Source organism: Actinophytocola xanthii, assembly GCF_001921205.1.
Taxonomy (GTDB): Bacteria; Actinomycetota; Actinomycetes; order Mycobacteriales; family Pseudonocardiaceae; genus Actinophytocola; species Actinophytocola xanthii.
In genome coordinates this window covers 1-15,620 of the sequence record NZ_MSIE01000056.1, presented here as the reverse complement: position 1 = coordinate 15,620, position 15,620 = coordinate 1, and the positions used below count along the sequence as shown (strand labels likewise).

The 15,620-nt window shown below is 73.4% G+C and carries 14 protein-coding genes and 1 pseudogene; 10 read left to right on the top strand and 5 right to left on the bottom strand.

All coding sequences use genetic code 11. The features are described 5' to 3' along the window. Position 1: 1 nt before the first annotated feature. Entirely contained in the window at positions 2-634 is a 633-nt protein-coding gene (locus BU204_RS27320) for an HSP18 transcriptional regulator (RefSeq protein WP_075128635.1), read from the bottom strand. Between the two features lie 104 nt (positions 635-738). On the opposite strand from BU204_RS27320, the gene BU204_RS27315 reads away from it, so the two are divergent. The 4 genes from BU204_RS27315 (at position 739) to BU204_RS27300 (ending at position 5,241) form a co-directional block, all read left to right on the top strand. Next, complete coding sequence (locus BU204_RS27315; protein WP_075128634.1) at positions 739-1,170, top strand: Hsp20/alpha crystallin family protein; 432 nt, start codon at positions 739-741, stop codon at positions 1,168-1,170. A 120-nt stretch (positions 1,171-1,290) separates the two neighbouring features. Continuing rightward, positions 1,291-1,719 (top strand): DUF6292 family protein, encoded by a 429-nt coding sequence (locus BU204_RS27310; protein WP_075128633.1) that lies wholly within the window; start codon positions 1,291-1,293, stop codon positions 1,717-1,719. Positions 1,720-1,816: 97 nt separating this feature from the next. Continuing rightward, a complete protein-coding gene (locus tag BU204_RS27305) occupies positions 1,817-2,548 on the top strand; it encodes a hypothetical protein (protein ID WP_075128632.1) in 732 nt (243 codons plus the stop codon). A gap of 86 nt (positions 2,549-2,634) precedes the next feature. Further along, positions 2,635-5,241, top strand: a complete 2,607-nt coding sequence (locus BU204_RS27300) for an ATP-binding protein (RefSeq protein WP_075128631.1) — start codon at positions 2,635-2,637, stop codon at positions 5,239-5,241. Between the two features lie 55 nt (positions 5,242-5,296). Here BU204_RS27300 and BU204_RS27295 read toward each other — a convergent pair whose 3' ends face one another. Beyond that, complete coding sequence (locus BU204_RS27295; protein ID WP_075128630.1) at positions 5,297-5,743, bottom strand: MarR family winged helix-turn-helix transcriptional regulator; 447 nt, start codon at positions 5,741-5,743, stop codon at positions 5,297-5,299. A gap of 48 nt (positions 5,744-5,791) precedes the next feature. Between BU204_RS27295 and BU204_RS27290 the strand changes: the two genes are divergently transcribed. Further along, positions 5,792-6,121: an antibiotic biosynthesis monooxygenase gene (locus tag BU204_RS27290; protein ID WP_075128629.1), complete on the top strand. Its 330-nt coding sequence runs from the start codon at positions 5,792-5,794 to the stop codon at positions 6,119-6,121. Positions 6,122-6,133: 12 nt separating this feature from the next. Here the strand turns inward: BU204_RS27290 and BU204_RS27285 are convergent, their stop codons facing one another. Beyond that, complete coding sequence (locus BU204_RS27285) at positions 6,134-6,538, bottom strand: RidA family protein (protein ID WP_075128628.1); 405 nt, start codon at positions 6,536-6,538, stop codon at positions 6,134-6,136. 93 nt (positions 6,539-6,631) lie between these two features. On the opposite strand from BU204_RS27285, the gene BU204_RS27280 reads away from it, so the two are divergent. Next, positions 6,632-7,666, top strand: a complete 1,035-nt coding sequence (locus BU204_RS27280) for a zinc-binding dehydrogenase (RefSeq protein ID WP_075128627.1) — start codon at positions 6,632-6,634, stop codon at positions 7,664-7,666. A 15-nt stretch (positions 7,667-7,681) separates the two neighbouring features. Here the strand turns inward: BU204_RS27280 and BU204_RS27275 are convergent, their stop codons facing one another. After that, positions 7,682-8,419: an isocitrate lyase/PEP mutase family protein gene (locus tag BU204_RS27275; protein ID WP_075128626.1), complete on the bottom strand. Its 738-nt coding sequence runs from the start codon at positions 8,417-8,419 to the stop codon at positions 7,682-7,684. Beyond that, positions 8,416-8,880 (bottom strand): carboxymuconolactone decarboxylase family protein, encoded by a 465-nt coding sequence (locus BU204_RS27270; RefSeq protein ID WP_075128625.1) that lies wholly within the window; start codon positions 8,878-8,880, stop codon positions 8,416-8,418. Before BU204_RS27270 ends, BU204_RS27275 begins: the two co-directional genes overlap by 4 nt. A gap of 46 nt (positions 8,881-8,926) precedes the next feature. On the opposite strand from BU204_RS27270, the gene pdxR reads away from it, so the two are divergent. The 4 genes and pseudogenes from pdxR to BU204_RS42020 all read left to right on the top strand — a co-directional run. Then, the gene (gene pdxR, locus BU204_RS27265) at positions 8,927-10,312 is read left to right on the top strand and encodes a MocR-like pyridoxine biosynthesis transcription factor PdxR (protein ID WP_143229790.1); all 1,386 of its coding nucleotides are present in this window, start codon (positions 8,927-8,929) and stop codon (positions 10,310-10,312) included. 41 nt (positions 10,313-10,353) lie between these two features. After that, complete coding sequence (locus BU204_RS27260; protein ID WP_083661680.1) at positions 10,354-11,934, top strand: TIGR02677 family protein; 1,581 nt, start codon at positions 10,354-10,356, stop codon at positions 11,932-11,934. Continuing rightward, the gene (locus tag BU204_RS27255) at positions 11,931-13,121 is read left to right on the top strand and encodes a TIGR02678 family protein (RefSeq protein WP_075128623.1); all 1,191 of its coding nucleotides are present in this window, start codon (positions 11,931-11,933) and stop codon (positions 13,119-13,121) included. Before BU204_RS27260 ends, BU204_RS27255 begins: the two co-directional genes overlap by 4 nt. Further along, positions 13,118-15,620: pseudogene (locus BU204_RS42020) on the top strand (TIGR02680 family protein); the annotation flags it as partial. The gene BU204_RS27255 and the pseudogene BU204_RS42020, both read left to right, overlap by 4 nt.

The following is a 15,620-nucleotide window of genomic DNA, read 5'->3' as shown; positions in this document are numbered from 1 at the left end:
CTCAGGCGCCCTCGGCCGGTGAGACGTGGCGGTCGCGGGGGCGCCGGCGGAGCTGGTCGGTCTCCCTGGTCAGGGAGCTGATCTGGTCGGCAAGGGCGGCGTGGTCCTCGCGCAGGTGAGCATGCGCACCGGCCAGCGGGGCGAGCAGCGCGGCCGCGTCGTCCTCGCCCAGGGCCTGCTGGACGCGCTCGACATGGGCCTGGGCGGCGGCACCCAGCCCCTCCACCGCGGTCACCTGGCCGGCCAGGCTGCGCAACGACGCCGAGTTCTCGCGCGCCCACACGGCGACTGCCCGGTCGCCGGCCCGTTTGTCGCGCTCGGCTCGCACCCGCTCCTCGCCGGTGGCCTCACCCGTTGACGACGGGCGCAGGCGAAGGTAGCGGCGCTCCGCGGCCTGACGGCTGGTGACCCCGAGGGCGGGGGCGATCCGAGCCCAGCTCACCCCCTGCTCCCGCGCCGCGGTGATCAGCTCGGGTTCCCAGGCCGCCAGCTCCTCGCGCAGGCGCCGGAGGACCTCCAGACCGGTCAGCACCTCCTCCCCCGAGCCTGCGCCGCTGCCACGCACCTCGTCCAGAACCGCCTCGACCAGGGCGAACGCCCGTGCGGCCGACAGGTCGTCGGCTGTGTCACTCATCACGTCATCCTTCCGATGACTGTGTACTTGTCGTCATCTGGATGACATGCTACAACGGAGTCAAGCGCGTTGACATAACCAAGACCACGAGGAGGTAGAGCCAGATGTTGATGCGCACCGACCCCTTCCGGGAGCTGGACCGGTTCGCCCAGCAGGTCTTCGGCACCACCGGCACCTGGTCGCGCCCGACCGCGATGCCGATGGACGCCTACCGCACGGGCGACGAGTTCGTCGTCGTGTTCGACCTGCCGGGCGTCGACCTGGACGCCGTCGAGCTGACCGTGGAGCGCAACGTGCTCACCGTCAAGGCGGAGCGTCGGCCGAGCACCGACCAGCACGTCGAGATGCAGGTCTCCGAGCGGCCCCTCGGTGTGTTCTCCCGCCAGCTGTTCCTCGGCGAGACCCTCGACAGCAGCCGCATCGACGCCGCGTACGAGGGCGGCGTGCTGACGCTGCGGATCCCCGTCCTGGAGGCCGCCAAGCCGCGCAAGATCTCGATCTCCGGAACCAGCGACCGCAAGCAGATCGACGCCTGAGCCCGTGATCTTCGACACCCGGCCGGGGTATGTACCCGGGCCGGGTGTCGAAGTGTCAAAGGGGGGTATCCCGGACGTGCCGCTCACCCGCGGCACAACTGCACATGGAGGAGAACACCCATGGAGCTCGAGCCTCGGAGCCGCACGGCGCGTGGACTTCGCCGCTACGTCCGCCTCGTCAGCGAAGCGCTCGGACAGTCCGGGGACGCGTTCTGGGTGCATGTCGACTCACCAGCGACGGGCTACGTTCCGCTGGACGGTCGCGCCCCCGCCTTCCCCGACCGCGACCTCGCCCTGCTGTGGGACGAACGGCACGGCTGGTGCGGTGCGATCGAGACCGCGTCCGGTGAGGACCTCATCGTGCTCTCCTACCTGGGCGTGGACGTCGTCCCGCCGCCGCGCGTCGTGGCGAAGTTCGCCGAGGAGCTGATCGCCGGAATGGGACCGGGCCAGGCCGAGCCGCCCGCCTTCCGCAGCGCGGAGGCCGACGACGACCTGCTCGAACGGCTCAACCAGTACGCCCCGGCCCCCGACCTGCAGCTGATCTGAGGGGCTCACCCGGGTTCACTGAGCCAATCCACTCCCCGGTCACCTTCCGTTCACCATGCCCTAATGTGTCCGCCACCACAGGGTGAATGGGGGCGGAATGACGACGGGTGTGGAAGACGAACAGGTCGAATCTGTAACCCGGGTGGTGCGCCTGCACACGCTGGCGTGGTGGGTGCTGGGGGTCACCGTCACGCTGAACGTGCTCAGCATGGCGATCCCCGCGGTGATCGACCACCCGCTCACGACCGAGCGCGGCGAGATCCGGGTCTACTTCGACGTCTTCTCCGAGGGCAACCTACCGACCTGGTGGAGCGTGGCACTGCTCGTGCTCGCCGCGGTGAGCCACGCGGTGACCGGCGCCCTGGCTAGCGCGGCAGGGATCCGTGGGGCATGGGCCTGGTTCGTCAGCGCCGCGGTGCTGGCCGGGCTGTCGCTGGACGACCACACCTCACTGCACGAACGGCTCGAGCGGATCGGCCGGGACTGGATCACGTTCGACCGCTTCCCCGGATACTGGCTCGTACCCGGGATGATCGCCGGGCTGGTCGTCGCGGTGGCGCTCGGACTGCTCGCCTGGCGGCTCAGCGGCGTGACCCGCTGGTGCATGATCGGCGGCCTTGGCCTGCTCCTCGGCTCGGCCATGGGGATGGAGCTGGTGCAGGGGCTGCTGGTCGCCGAGGGCGAGAGCGGCCCGCTGTACGTGCTGGTCCTGCACACCGAGGAACTCGGCGAGAACCTCGGCGTGCTGCTGATGATCGCCGCGGCCGTCCGGTCGCTGAGGATTACCAGCCACGACGGCCGGCTCGACGTCCGTTACGGCCGGAGGTAGGGCCGAAGGCGGCGCGGCCTTGCGGTACCGGTACAGGGTGCGCATCCTGGTTGGGTCGGAGGCGCCTGGCCCGGGCAGAGGTTGTCATGGTCGATCCGCCATTCGCGGTGCACCGCTCGATTCTCGTCGTGGACGTCGAGCGGTTCGGCTCGCCGGTCCGGACCGACGGCGACCGGGTCGCAGTGCGCTCTGGGCTCTACGGTGCCCTCGAGAACGCGTTCGCGGCCGCCTCGGTGCCGTGGGCGGACTGCGATCACGAGGATCGTGGCGACGGTGTGCTGGTCATCATTCCGCCCACGATTCCGAAGAGCGTGCTCGTGCGGTTCCTACCGGATCGGATGATCGCCGAGCTGCGCGTTCACAACGACACACACGACATCAGGCAACAGATCCGGCTGCGGGTGGCAGTGCACGCCGGCGAGGTGCACTACGACGAGCACGGTGTGGTCGGCACGTCGGTGAACCACGCGTTCCGGTTGCTGGACGCGGCGGCGTTCAGGACGGCATTCGCCCACTCGGGCGCACAGCTGGGCATGATCGTCTCGACGTGGTTCTTCGACGAGGTGGTGCGGCACGTGGACGGGGGAATCGCCGCGGAGTACCAGCGTGTCGACGTCGTCTCGAAGGAGACCACGGCGACGGCATGGATGCGTGTTCCCGACCGTTCGGGGGCGGGCCTGGTGGTCGACCCCTCGGTTCCTCGCCAGCTTCCGCCTGCCAGTCGGAGTTTCGTCGGTCGCGAAGACGAGTTGGACCGCCTCGCCAGCTTCCTCCATCCCGAGGACGCCCCGATGGTGTTGATCACCGCGTTGACGGGCACGGCGGGCATCGGGAAAACCGCGCTCGCCATCCGGTGGGCGCACCTCGTGCAGCACCTGTTCCCCGACGGGCAACTGCACGTCGACCTGCGTGGGTTCGACCAACGGGTGCAGCTCGACCCGGCTCACGCGTTGCGCGGCTTTCTCGAAGCACTCGGGATCGCGTCGTCGGCCATTCCCGACGACGTGCACGGACGGTCGGCGTTGTACCGGAGTCTGGTCGCCGAGCGGCGAATGTTGGTCGTGCTCGACAACGCGCGGTCCGCCGACCAGGTCAGGCCGCTGCTGCCCAACTCATCCACCTGCCTGGTCGTGGTCACCAGTCGCAATCGCATGGACGGCCTCGTCGTCCGCGAAGGCGTGCTTCGGATCGAACTGGACGTCCTGCCACACGAGGACGCCGTGGGCGTCCTCGCCGCTCGTATCGGTCCCGCCCGGCTGTCGGCAGAGCCACAAGCCGTTGCGCAGTTGATCGAGCGGTGCGCTCGCCTCCCACTCGCGCTCAGCATCGCGGCGGCGCGCGCGGTGAACCAGCCGAACCTGTCCCTGAGCCGGCTGGCCGACCAGCTACGCGACGAACGCCATCGCCTCGATGTCCTCGACCTGGGTGAACGAGACCTCGATGTCCGAGCGGTCCTCTCCTGGTCGTACCAGGTACTGTCCGCCCCCGCAGCGCACCTGTTCCGACTGATCGGAGTCCACCCTGGTCCCGACATCGACGCGCTCGCGTGCCGGGCGCTGCTCGGCCCCGGCAGGGTGGGGCCGCTGCTGACCGAGCTCACCGCCGCACATCTCCTCGAGGAGCACGAGCCGGGGCGCTACCGCTTCCACGACCTACTCCGCACCTACGCGGAGGAATGTGCCGAACGCGACGAGCCCGACCTCGCCGCAGCGAAGACACGGATCGTCGACTTCTACATCGACGCCGCGACGGTGGCGCACCACCACATCCAACCCTGCTGGAACGGCCAGGTCCGGACACCGCCGTCGTCCGCGGTGCCACCACACCTGTCCGGCTACCAGGACGCCGTGGCGTGGTTCGACCGCGAGAACGCGACGCTCCTCGCGGTCGTGGACTTCGCTGCTCAGAACGGGCTCGGCGATCAGCTGGGCCGCCTCGCCCGGCCGTTCAGCACCTTCATCACCCGCATCGGGCTGCGCCACGAACGCGCCGCACTGTGGCGCACCACGCTGGCAGCGGCTCGGGACAGCGACTCGCGCCTGGTCGCGCTCCCCGAACTCGCCCGCGCGCTGGCGCGACTGGGGCGGTTCGACCAAACCACGCAACTGCTCGACGAAGCCAACGAGTTGGCGAACCAGTGCGCTGAGACCAACCGAGCCATCTGTATCCAACTGACCCACACAATGGTCTTCGAACTGCAGGACCGCCATCTGGACGCCCTGCACTACGCCGAGCAAGCCTGGGAGCTGGCGCGGGCCCAACCGAGCCTGCAGCCGAAGGCCGACGCCCTGACCGCGATCGCTCGGCAGCGCACCTGGCTCGGCTCGCCGGAGGAGGCGCTGGCGCTGACCGAGCGAGCTCTTGCGCTGTACCGCCGGATCGGACATCGCGAGGGTGAGGCCTTCGCCCTGGAGAGCCAGGGATACGCGCACCGCTGTCTCGGCCAGTACCAACACGCTGTCGACTGCTTCGAACGGTCGCTCGGCATAGACCGCGAGATCCAGTCTCGCTACTGGGAAGCACATACGCTGGACCAGCTGGGCGACCTGCACCACCTCTGCGGAAGGCACGACGAGGCACTGGCGACCTGGCAGGAAGCGGCGGCCGCCTTCGAGGCCTTACAGCATCCCGAGGGCTCGACCGTCCGGGCGAAGCTCGAAGGTCGCCGCGAGCACGCTGACCACCACCGGTGACGGCGGTCGAGACGAGTTGCGGAGCTGTCGTCGGCCCGCGGAGTACCGGCGAGGATCAGTAGTCCCGGTCACGCAGGGCGTGGAGGAGGGCTCGGATCACCTCCCCCGCCTGGCGCAGGCTCGGGGCGTCGACCGCCGCGTGGTGCAGGAGCTCGGTGCGGTCGCGGTCCGAGCGGGCGAACAGCTCGTCGAGGGTGTGGCGGCCCTGATCGGTCAGGGCGATCAGCGGGGAGCGGGCGTGGTCGGGGTTGGAGCGGGTTTCGACCTGGCCGTCGGCCAGCAGGTCGTTGACCACGCGTTGCACGCTCTGCGGCGCCAGCCCCAGACGACGGGCGGCCGACGGCACGGTCCGCGCGCCGTCGGACAGCACGCTCAGCACGTGCCACCGGGCGGCGGTCTGGCCGGACGCCCTGGCCAGGTCCTCGCTCGTCCGGCGGGACAGCCCCGCCAGCTCGTACACGTCGGCGATCAGCAGGCGGTAGGCCTCCAGGCTCTCGGACATAACGACAGCATACTGTTAAAGTAACAGCACACTGTCAAAGGAGGACCAATGATCGTTCGCGCCTGGCGTGGGTGGACCGCCGAACCGGACGCGACAGCCGCCTACGAGCGGCTGCTGAACGGCACGATCGCGCCGGGCATCATGGCGCGTGGCATCGCCGGGCTACAGGAGCTGGCCGTGCTCCGGCGGATCCCGGCCGAGGGCCCGGCCGAGCACCTCACGCTGATGACCTTCGACGACTGGTCCGCCGTCACCGCGTTCGCCGGCCGTGACCCGGGTGCTTCGGTCGTGCCGCCGGCGGCCCGGGCGCTGCTTGCCCGCCACGACGAACACTCCCAGCACTACGAGCTGGTCCACCGGCACCTTCCCCCGGGCTGACCGCCCTCACGCTCACCGCACGGCGATCGCCTCCACCTCGATGAGCAGGTCCGGCTCGGCGAGCGCGGCCACCCCCAGCAGCGTGATCGGCTTGACGATGTCGATGCCGAGCGCCTCCGCGGCCCTGGCCGCGCCGGCACCGAGCTCGGCCATCTTCTCCGGGGTCCAGTCGACGACGTACGCGGTCAGCTTGACCACATCCGCGAAGCTCGCCCCGGCGCCGCGTAACGCCGCGTCGAGGTTGCGGTAGACCTGTTCGGTCTGGGCGGCCAGGTCGCCCGCGCCGACGGGGGTGCCGTCCGCCGTCCTGGCCACCTGGCCCGACACGTACACGGTGGTGGTGCCGGTGGCGACACCCACCTGGTAGAAGGCCGTCGGTACGGGGAGGTCCGGCGGGTTGAGCAGCTCGACAGTCATGGCTCACAGCCAAGCAGGGGGGACCGACAGAAACCGCACGGCGAGCGTGACAGGGTGGGTGGAGCCTTGTCCGCGACCCCGGGAGGACCCCAGATGCTGGCCGGACGGTTGGAGATCGCGAGCCGCACGTTCTCGGTGCGCGAGGTGCCCGAACCGGAGCCGGGACCGGGCGAGGTGCGGGTCCGGGTCCGGGCCGCGGGGGTCTGCCTGTCGGACGTGCACCTGATCGACGGCAGCCTCACGCCCATGTTCCTCGGCGCACCCGAGGTGACGCTCGGCCACGAGGTGGCGGGAGAGATCGACGCGCTCGGACCCGACGTCACCCAGTGGTCGGTCGGGGACCGGGTGGTGCTGCAGGCCGGGCAGCGGTGCGAGGCCTGCCCGAACTGCCGGCGGTTTCGCGACCCCTGCCTCGCCGTGCGCACCCGCGGTGTCGACTACGACGGCGGCTGGGCGGAGTACGCGCTGGCCAGCCAGCACACCTTGGTCGCCATACCGGACACGCTGTCGTTCGAGCAGGCGGCGATCGTGCCCGACGCGGTGTCCACGCCCTGGGGCGCGGTGACCGACACCGGACGCGCGACACCGGGTCGCCCGGCCGGCGTCTGGGGTGTCGGCGGGCTCGGCGCCCACGCGGTGCAGCTGCTGCGCCTGGTCGGCGCGGCGCCGGTCATCGCCGTCGACCCGCTGCCGGCGGCACGGGAACGCGCGCTGGAGTTCGGCGCGGACGCCGCGTTCGACCCGGCCGACCCCTCGCTGCGGGCCGAGGTGACGGCGCTCTGCGGCGGCGGGCTGGACGTCGCCTACGACATGGCCGGCGTGGCGGCGGTGCGCGAGCAGGCCCTGGGGTGTCTGGCGCCGGGCGGGCGACTGGTGCTGGTCGGGCTCACCCCGCAGCCGCTCACCATCCAGAACAGCATCGCCCTGAGCTTCCGGGAACAGCAGGTCCTCGGCCACTACGGGTCCAGCCAGGACGCGGTCGAGCAACTGGTCGCGCTGACCAGGTTCGGCCGGCTCGACCTCGCCCGCTCGATCTCCGCCACGATACCGCTCGCCGAGGCCGGCGAGGCAGTCGCGCGGCTGCAGGGCAAGCAGGGCGATCCGATCCGGCTCATCCTGGTGCCCTGACCACCACCGACCGCCTCAGTAGGGGGCGACGCCCTCGGCCAGGCCGCGCAGCAAACCGTCCACATGGGACATCGCGCTGCGGAAGAGGCCCGGACCGAAGGAGATCCGGGCCACCCCCAGCTCCGCCAGCGCGACCAGGGTCGAGGAGCCCGGCAGGTACAGGGCGTTCACCGGCGCCGGGCGGACGGCCTCGACGAACGCCCCGAGCACCGCCGCGTCGCGCAGCTTGATCGGGTACACGCAGTGCGCACCGGCGGCGAGGTACCGGCGGGCGCGGTCGACGGTCTCGGCGAGCGCGGCGGTGTCCTCCGGCCCGCTCACCGCCACGTCCACCCGGGCGTTCACGACCAGGTCCCCCGCCGCGCACAGGGCCGCGATCCGCTCGGCCTGCCAGCCGGCGTCCACCAGCCCTCCGCCGGGATGCCGGGTGTCCTCCAGGTTGCAGCCCACCGCCCCCGCCTCGGCGAGGCGCTCCGCGAGCTCGGCGGGTGGCAGGTCGTAGCCTGCCTCGACGTCCGCGGTCACCGGGACGTCCACCGCCGCGGCGATCCGGCGGACGGCGGCGAACATCTCCGCCGGCGGCGTCCCCTGCCCGTCCGGGTAACCGAGCGCAGCCGCCACGGCGGCCGACGCCGTGGCCACCACGGGGAAGCCGGCCGAGACGACCGCCCGTGCCGACGCGGCGTCCCAGGCGTTGGGCAGCAGCACGGGCTCACCGGGAACGTGCAGGGCACGCAGCCGGGCGGCGCTCACGCCGAGCGCCGGGGCAGCGGCTGACGACCGGGCACGGCCACCCGGTTCCAGGAGTTGATCACGATGATCATCCACAGCACCACCGCGTACTGGTCCTCGGTGAACGCCTCCCGGGCCCTGGCGTAGACCTCGTCCGGCACGTCCTGGGTCTGGGCGAGCCGGGTCACCACCTCGGTGAACTCGAGCGCGGCGCGTTCCTGCTCGCTGTACAGCTCGGTCTCCCGCCAGGCGTCCAGCACGAACAGGCGCCGGGCGTCCTCGCCGGCCTTGACCGCGTCGGCGGTGTGCATGTCCAGGCAGAAGGCGCAGCCGTTGAGCTGCGATGCCCTGATCTTCACCAGCTCGACCAGGAGCCGGTCCAGCCCGGCGTCGGCCGCGGCCTTCTCGACCTCGTTGGACAGCGCGAGCATCGCGCGGTAAGCGCTCGGGACGGCCTTGCCGATCTGGGTTCGCTGGGTCATACCGTCGACGCTAGTGCCGACCTGACCACGCGTATGGTCCAGTTCCGTGGCGAGATCATGGTCCAGTTCGGTGGACGCGCACCTGGACTGGACGCCGGGCTCCGGCCGCGCCGGGCTGGCCGCCGCCATGCGCGCGGCGATCCGCGACGGCCGCTGGCCGCCGGGGTCGGTCGTGCCGTCGACGCGGGCCCTCGCCCACGACCTTGGCCTCGCCCGCGGCACCGTCACCAGGGTCTACGCCGACCTCACCGCCGAGGGCTACCTGTCGACCAGCCAGGGCGCGCCGACCAGGGTCGCCACCGCCGGGGCCGCGCCGCTCGCGGCGTGGCCGACGCCGCCGCGCCCACCCTTGTCGCGCTGGACACTCCAGCCCGGCCGGCCCGACCCGGGGACCTTCCCCCGCGCGGCCTGGCTCGCTGCCACGCGGCGGGTGCTCCAGCAGGCGCCGAACGAGGTGTTCGACTACGCCGACCCGCGGGGGTCGCCGGAACTGCGGGCCGCGCTGAGCGCCTACCTCGGCCGCGCCAGGGGCGTGCTCGCCGACCCGGCGCGGATCGTGGTCTGCGCCGGGTTCAACCACGGGATCAGCCTGCTGGGGCGGGCGCTGCGCGAGGTCGGCCGGACCGAGACCGCGTTCGAGGACCCCTCGGTCGACCGCTTCCGCGACATCATGGCCGCCGCCGGGCAGCGCGTCGTCGGGGTGCCGGTGGACGGCGCCGGCCTGCGGGTCGCCGAGCTGGCGAGCCCGGCGGTCGTGGTGACCCCGGCCCACCAGTTCCCGCTCGGGGTCACGATGGCCCCGGAGCGGCGGGCGGCCCTGGCGGCCTCGGGCGCGCTGGTGGTCGAGGACGACTACGACGGCGAGTTCCGCTACGACCGCAACCCGGTCGGTGCCCTCCAGGCCCTCGCGCCGGAGCGGGTCGTGCACGCCGGCACGGTGAGCAAGACCCTCGCCCCGTCGCTGCGCCTGGCCTGGCTGGTGCTGCCCCGCTTCCTGGTCGACCCGGTCCTCGCGGCGGTGACCGCGAGCGGTGCCCACCCCCCGATGCTGCCCCAGCTCGTGCTCGCCGGCCTGATCGCCTCCGGTGCCTACGACCGGCACATCAGGCGGCGCCGGCTCGAGTACCGGGCCCGCCGCGACCGGCTGGTCGCCGCTCTCCCGGCCGGCTGGACGCCGGAGGGCATCGCCGCCGGCCTGCACCTGGTCCTGCGCATGCCCCTGGACCACGAACAGCGGGCGGTGGCCGCGGCCGGGCGGCACTCGCTGCGGCTCGGCCGGCTGAGCCCGATGTGGATGGGCGAGGTGGCGGACCGGGGTGGGCTGGTCATCGGCTACGGCGCCTCCCCGGGCAACGCCTTCGGTGGGGCGCTCGGCGCGCTCGAGGCGGTCCTGGCGGAGGTCGACGAGGGGCCGCGCCGGGAGCCGACCTGAGGGTCGGCCGGGCTCCGCGGGCGCGGGTAGGGTGGCGTCCCATGTCCACGGATGTGCCCGAGGGGGACCGCTCCGTGCGCGACCACTCCGGGGACGAGGCGCGCCGGCTCAAGCTGTACGCCTACCTCGACGCGCGGGAGCACCGGCGGACCTACCTGGCGATCATGCGACTGTTCGCCTCGACGCTGCTCGCCGACCTGTCCGCGGGAGAGGTGTCGGCGGCGCTGGCCCGGGCCGAGCGACGCGGGGAGGTCCCGCCCGGGGAGGCACGGGTGGAGACCGTGATCGTGCGGCTCAAGCAGCTGGTCGACTGGGGGAACCTGGTCGCGGGACGCCGCGAGGTCGTGGCGTCGAGCATCGCCGAGTTCCAGCACGGCAGCGTCCGCTACCAGGTGAGCAAGCTCGGGGTGCGCGTCCAGCGCGCCGCCGACGAGCTGCTGCGCACCGCCGAGGGGGCGCGGGAGGTCTCCCGGGAGCTGCTGCCGGCCATCGTCGCCGGCCTCGACGAGGTGCTCGTCCGGCTGGCGAGGGCCAGCCTCGAGCACGCGCGCGACCCCCGCTCACCGGCCGCCCAGCGCGCCATCGAGCGGCTGGCCGAGCAGGTCACCACGCTGTTCCTGCAGCACGGCGAGCTCGCCGCGACCGTGCGCGACTTCTACGCCTACCTGGGCCAGGTGGTCACCCGCTACCACCTGGTCACCGAGGAGATCTCCGGGTTCCGCAACCTGCTCGTCGAGTACATCCAGATGGTCGTCGAGGACGTCCTGCGGCACACGCCGACGATCGCCGAGGTGCTCACCCGGGTCGAGTTCGCGAGCGCGGTGCGGGAGCTGCTGAGGCTGCTCACCCCCGCCGGCTCCCTCGGCGCGGACATCGAGCGGGCCCGCGGCCGCCGGCTGGAGGACTGGACCGAGCTGACCGACTGGTTCGTCGACCGGCCGGGTCGGCCGAGCCAGGTCACCGCCCTGCGCGAGGCAACGGCGCGGGCCATCGGCACGCTGCTCGCCACCGTCAAGCGGGCCACCTCGGGCGGCGGGCCGGAGCCGGGCCGCCGCGCCGAGCTGCTCACGCTCGCCACCTGGTTCGACCAGGCCACCCCCGACCAGGCACACGTCCTGGCCGCGGCGGCCTTCGGGCTCTACTCCGCTCGCAACCTGCTACCCGCCCCCGAGCACGACGCCGACGACGAGCGCACCCCGTGGGCGGACGGCCCGGTGCTCGACGTGACGGTCAGCGTCCGCGGCCGGGGCGACCGCGGCGCGCGCGGGCGCACCTCGCGCATCCTCGACGACCCGCTGGGCCGCGAGCAGCTCCTCGCCGAGGCCCGCCGCAACGACGCCCGGCACGCCGACGCCCTCGCCGAGCTGGCCGACGCCCGCGGGCGGCTGGACCGGGTCACGCTCTCCCCCGACGCGCTCGACACGCTGTGCGGCCTGCTCACCGACGCCATGGCCCAACGCGAGCGCACCACCGACCCCGGCGAGTCCGGCGACCCGCTGGGCGGCCTGCGCCTGGTCGTCCGCCCCGAGCCCGGCCACACCCAGACCATCCGCACCCACGCCGGCGTCCTCCAGCTCCAGGACACCGCCGTCGTCGTAACCCCCCTCGAGGCCGGCGCGTGACCGTCGACAGTCTCGACCGACTCGGCGAGATCGACCAGGCCGACGTGGTGCGGTGCGCACGGGTGCTGCTGCGCCGGCCCCTGCTGCGGGCGGGTGGGCCGGAGGCCGAGCTGCTGCCGCTGGTCCACCGGCACCGCGCGGCGCTGACCGAGCTGTTCGCCGGGCTGCTCGGGTACCGGCTCGTCGTCGAGCGCCGCTTCGCCCGGCTCTACAAGAGCGGTCCTGGTGAGGACCCCACGCGCGGTGAACCCTCGCTGGGTCCACGCGGCTACGCCTACCTCGCGCTCGCCATCGCCGCGCTCACCACCGTCGGCCAGCAGACGCTGCTCTCGCGCCTGGTCACCGACATGCGGACGGCTGCAGCGCATGCGGGGATCAGCGTCAGCGACGACCTCGGCGACCTCCGGGCGATCGCCGCCGCCCTGCGGCACCTGGTCGCGCTCGGCGTGCTCACCGAGACCGAGGGCACCGTGACCGCGCTGTCCGACTCCCCCGCCGAGGCGCTGTTGACCGTGGACACCTCCCTGCTCGGCCAGCTGGTCACCGGGCCGGTCGGGGCCGCGGGCTCGGCGAGCGAGCTGGTCCGGCTGGCCGCGCGGCCCGGTCCCCGCGGCGTCGAGCACACCGTGCGCCGGCGGCTCGTCGAGCACCCGGTGACCCACTACACCGACCTGTCCGAGGAGGAGGCCGCCTGGCTGCGGCGCCGGGCGCGGTCGGAGGCACGGCTGCTCGAGCGCTGCTTCGGGCTGGTGACCGAGACCCGGCTGGAGGGGGTGGCGGTCACCGACCCCGAGGACTACCTCACCGACATCACCTTCCCCGGCCAGTCGACGGTGGCCAGGATCGCGCTGCTCGCCCTGCCGGAGCTGCTCGACGCGCCGGCCGTCGAGGGTGGCTGGGTGCCGGTCACCGCAGAGCGGGTGGCGGAGGTGTGCGGCGGGCTGCTCGAGGCCTACCCGGCGGCCTGGTCGCGGCAGACCAACCCGGCCCGGCTGGTGGAGGACGTGCTGCGGCTGCTCGCGGCGCTGCGGCTGGCCCGCCGGGACGAGGACGGGTGGCTGCTGAGCCCGGCGGGACACCGCTGGCAGCCCGAACCCGACGCCACCCCGCGCCAGGCCGGCGAGCCGGAGGAGGAACCGGAGCCGGTGGCCGGGTGGTCGCTGTTCGACGAGGGGGACATGCCGTGAGATGGCAGCTGCACCGGGGCGGCATCGTCAACGTCTGGCAGTACTCGGTGGAGGAGTTCGACCTGTCCGGTGGGCGGGCGATCTTCCAGGGCACCAACGGGTCGGGCAAGTCCCGCACGCTGGAGCTGCTGCTGCCGCTGTGCCTGGACGGTGACCTGCACCAGATCGGCTCCAAGGGCTACGACACCGTCAGCATGCGCCGGCTCATGCTCGACGACTACGCCGGCGGGCCGAACCGGATCGGCTACGCGTGGATCGAGCTGCGCCGCGAGGTCGACGGCGTGGCCGAGTACCTGACCTCGGGGATCGGGGTCAAGGCGTCGGCCACCTCCCAGCAGATCAACGACTCCTGGCGGTTCGTCACCGAGCGCCGGGTCGGGCACGACTTCGGCCTGGTCGCCGACGGGACGCCGGTCAGCGCGACCCAGCTGCGCGACATCATCGGCGCCGACTGCCTGCACGACGAGGAGCCGTTCCGCGCCAGGATCTCCGAGCTGGTCTACGGCATCCCGGCCGCGCGCTACGCGGACCTGCTGCACCTGCAACGGACCCTGCGCAACCCGGACGTGGGTCTCAAGGTCCTCGAGGGGCAGCTGGAGCAGATCCTCTCCGACTCGCTGCCGCCGCTGGACCCGGCGGTCGTGGAGCAGCTCGCCCGGTCCTTCGAGGACCTCGAGTCCATCCGGGACAACATTCGCGGGCTGGCCGCGGCGCACGCGGCGCTTGGCCGCTTCCTCACCGGCTATGCCGGCTACGCCTACGGCTGCCTGCGCACGGCCGGCCGCCGGGCCGCGGACGCGACGCGCGAGCTGACCTCCGCACGGGCGGAGGTGGCGAAGCTGGTGACCCGGCTGCGCGACGAGGAGGCGGCGGCGGAGAAGTCGGAGGCCGAGGTCTCCCAGCTGGAGGAGCGGGAGACCACGCTCGAGGGCCGGGTCGACGACCTCAAGAGCTCCCCGCTCTACGACAGCGTGCGCGACCTGACCGACCGCAAGCGGGTCGTGCAGGCCGCCCGCCAGGCCGCGGTCAGCTCGCTGCGCCAGCTCCGTTCCCAGCGCGAGCACACCGAGCAGCTGGTCGACAGCGTCCTCGCCGAGCTGGCCCGGTTCGCCGACGACACCACGCAGGCGGCCGACCTGGCCGCCACGATCGCCGAGCGGATGCGAGCGGCCGGGCTGGACCCCCGGCTGGCGCCGGCCGTGCCCACGGTGCCCGTCGGCGAGCCGCGCGAGGCGCACGAGACGGGCCGGGCGACGCTGGACCCGGAGGCCGCACCGGTCGAGATCGTCCGGCGGGAGCCGCCACCGGTCGACACCGAGGCCCTGCGCGACGCGCTCGCCGCCGCGACCGAGCAGGCCTCCCGGGCCGCGAGCGCGCTCGGCGAGCGGTGCGCGGTGACGCTGTCACTGCTCGAGCGGGCCAGGGAGCTCGCCGCGGAGCAGGGTGAGGTCGGCCGCCGCGAGCAGGAGGCGCACACGGCCCAGCTCGCCGCGGCCGAGGCCGCGGGCCGGCGCGAGGAGGCGGCCGAGCGGCTCGACGAGGTCGCACGGACCTGGTTCGACGCGGTCACCGAGTGGGCGCGGGGCATCCCGGAGCCGGCGCCCGAGCTGGCACCGCCGTCCCCGGCCGAGCTCGCCGCCGACCAGGACTCCGCCCGGCGGGCGACCGAGCGGGCCCATGCGTGGCTGCGCGGGCGGCTGCCCGGGCTGCACTCCGAGGTGGGCCGTACCAAGCACCTCGTCGACGAGATCGACCAGAAGCTGGCCGCGGCCAGCGCCGAGCTGACCGCGCTGCGGTCCGGGGTGGACACCCACCCGGCCCGCCCCGCCTTCGCCACCGCCGAGCGGGACCCGGCGACCGGCGCCGCGTTCTACCGCCTGGTCGACTTCGCCCCCGGCATGGACTACGCGGCGCGGGCCGGCTGTGAGGCGGCCCTGGAGTCCTGCGGTCTGCTGGCCGCGTGGGTGAGCGCGGACGGCTCGCTCGCCGAGCGGGACGGCGCCGACCTGGCGGCGGTCGTCGCCGGGGAACCGGTCGCCGGCCCGAGCCTCGCCGACGTGCTGGTGCCGGCCGTGCCGCCGGACTCACCGGTCCCGCCCGAGGTGGTCGCCCGGCTCCTGGCCCGCGTCGGCCTGGACGAGCGCACCGACGGAAGCGGGCTCACCGTGTCGACCGGGGGCCGGTGGCGGGCCGGGGTGCTCGCCGGTGCCTCGGCCAAGCCGGCCGCCGAGTTCGTCGGCGCGGGCGCCCGGGAGGCGGCCCGGCACCGGCGCATCGGCGAGCTGGTGGCCGAGGTGGACCGGTTGACCGGCGAGCGCGACCTCGCCGACGCGGCGCTGGCCACCGCCCGGGAGCTGGCCGCGGCGTGGGAGCGGCACATCGACGACCACCCCGACGACCGCGCGCTGCTGGCGGCGCACGTGACCCTGCGCGGTGCCGCCGACGCCGCACTGGCGGCCGCGGGCCGCGTCGTGGCCAGCCGGGACGCGCACGGCGCCG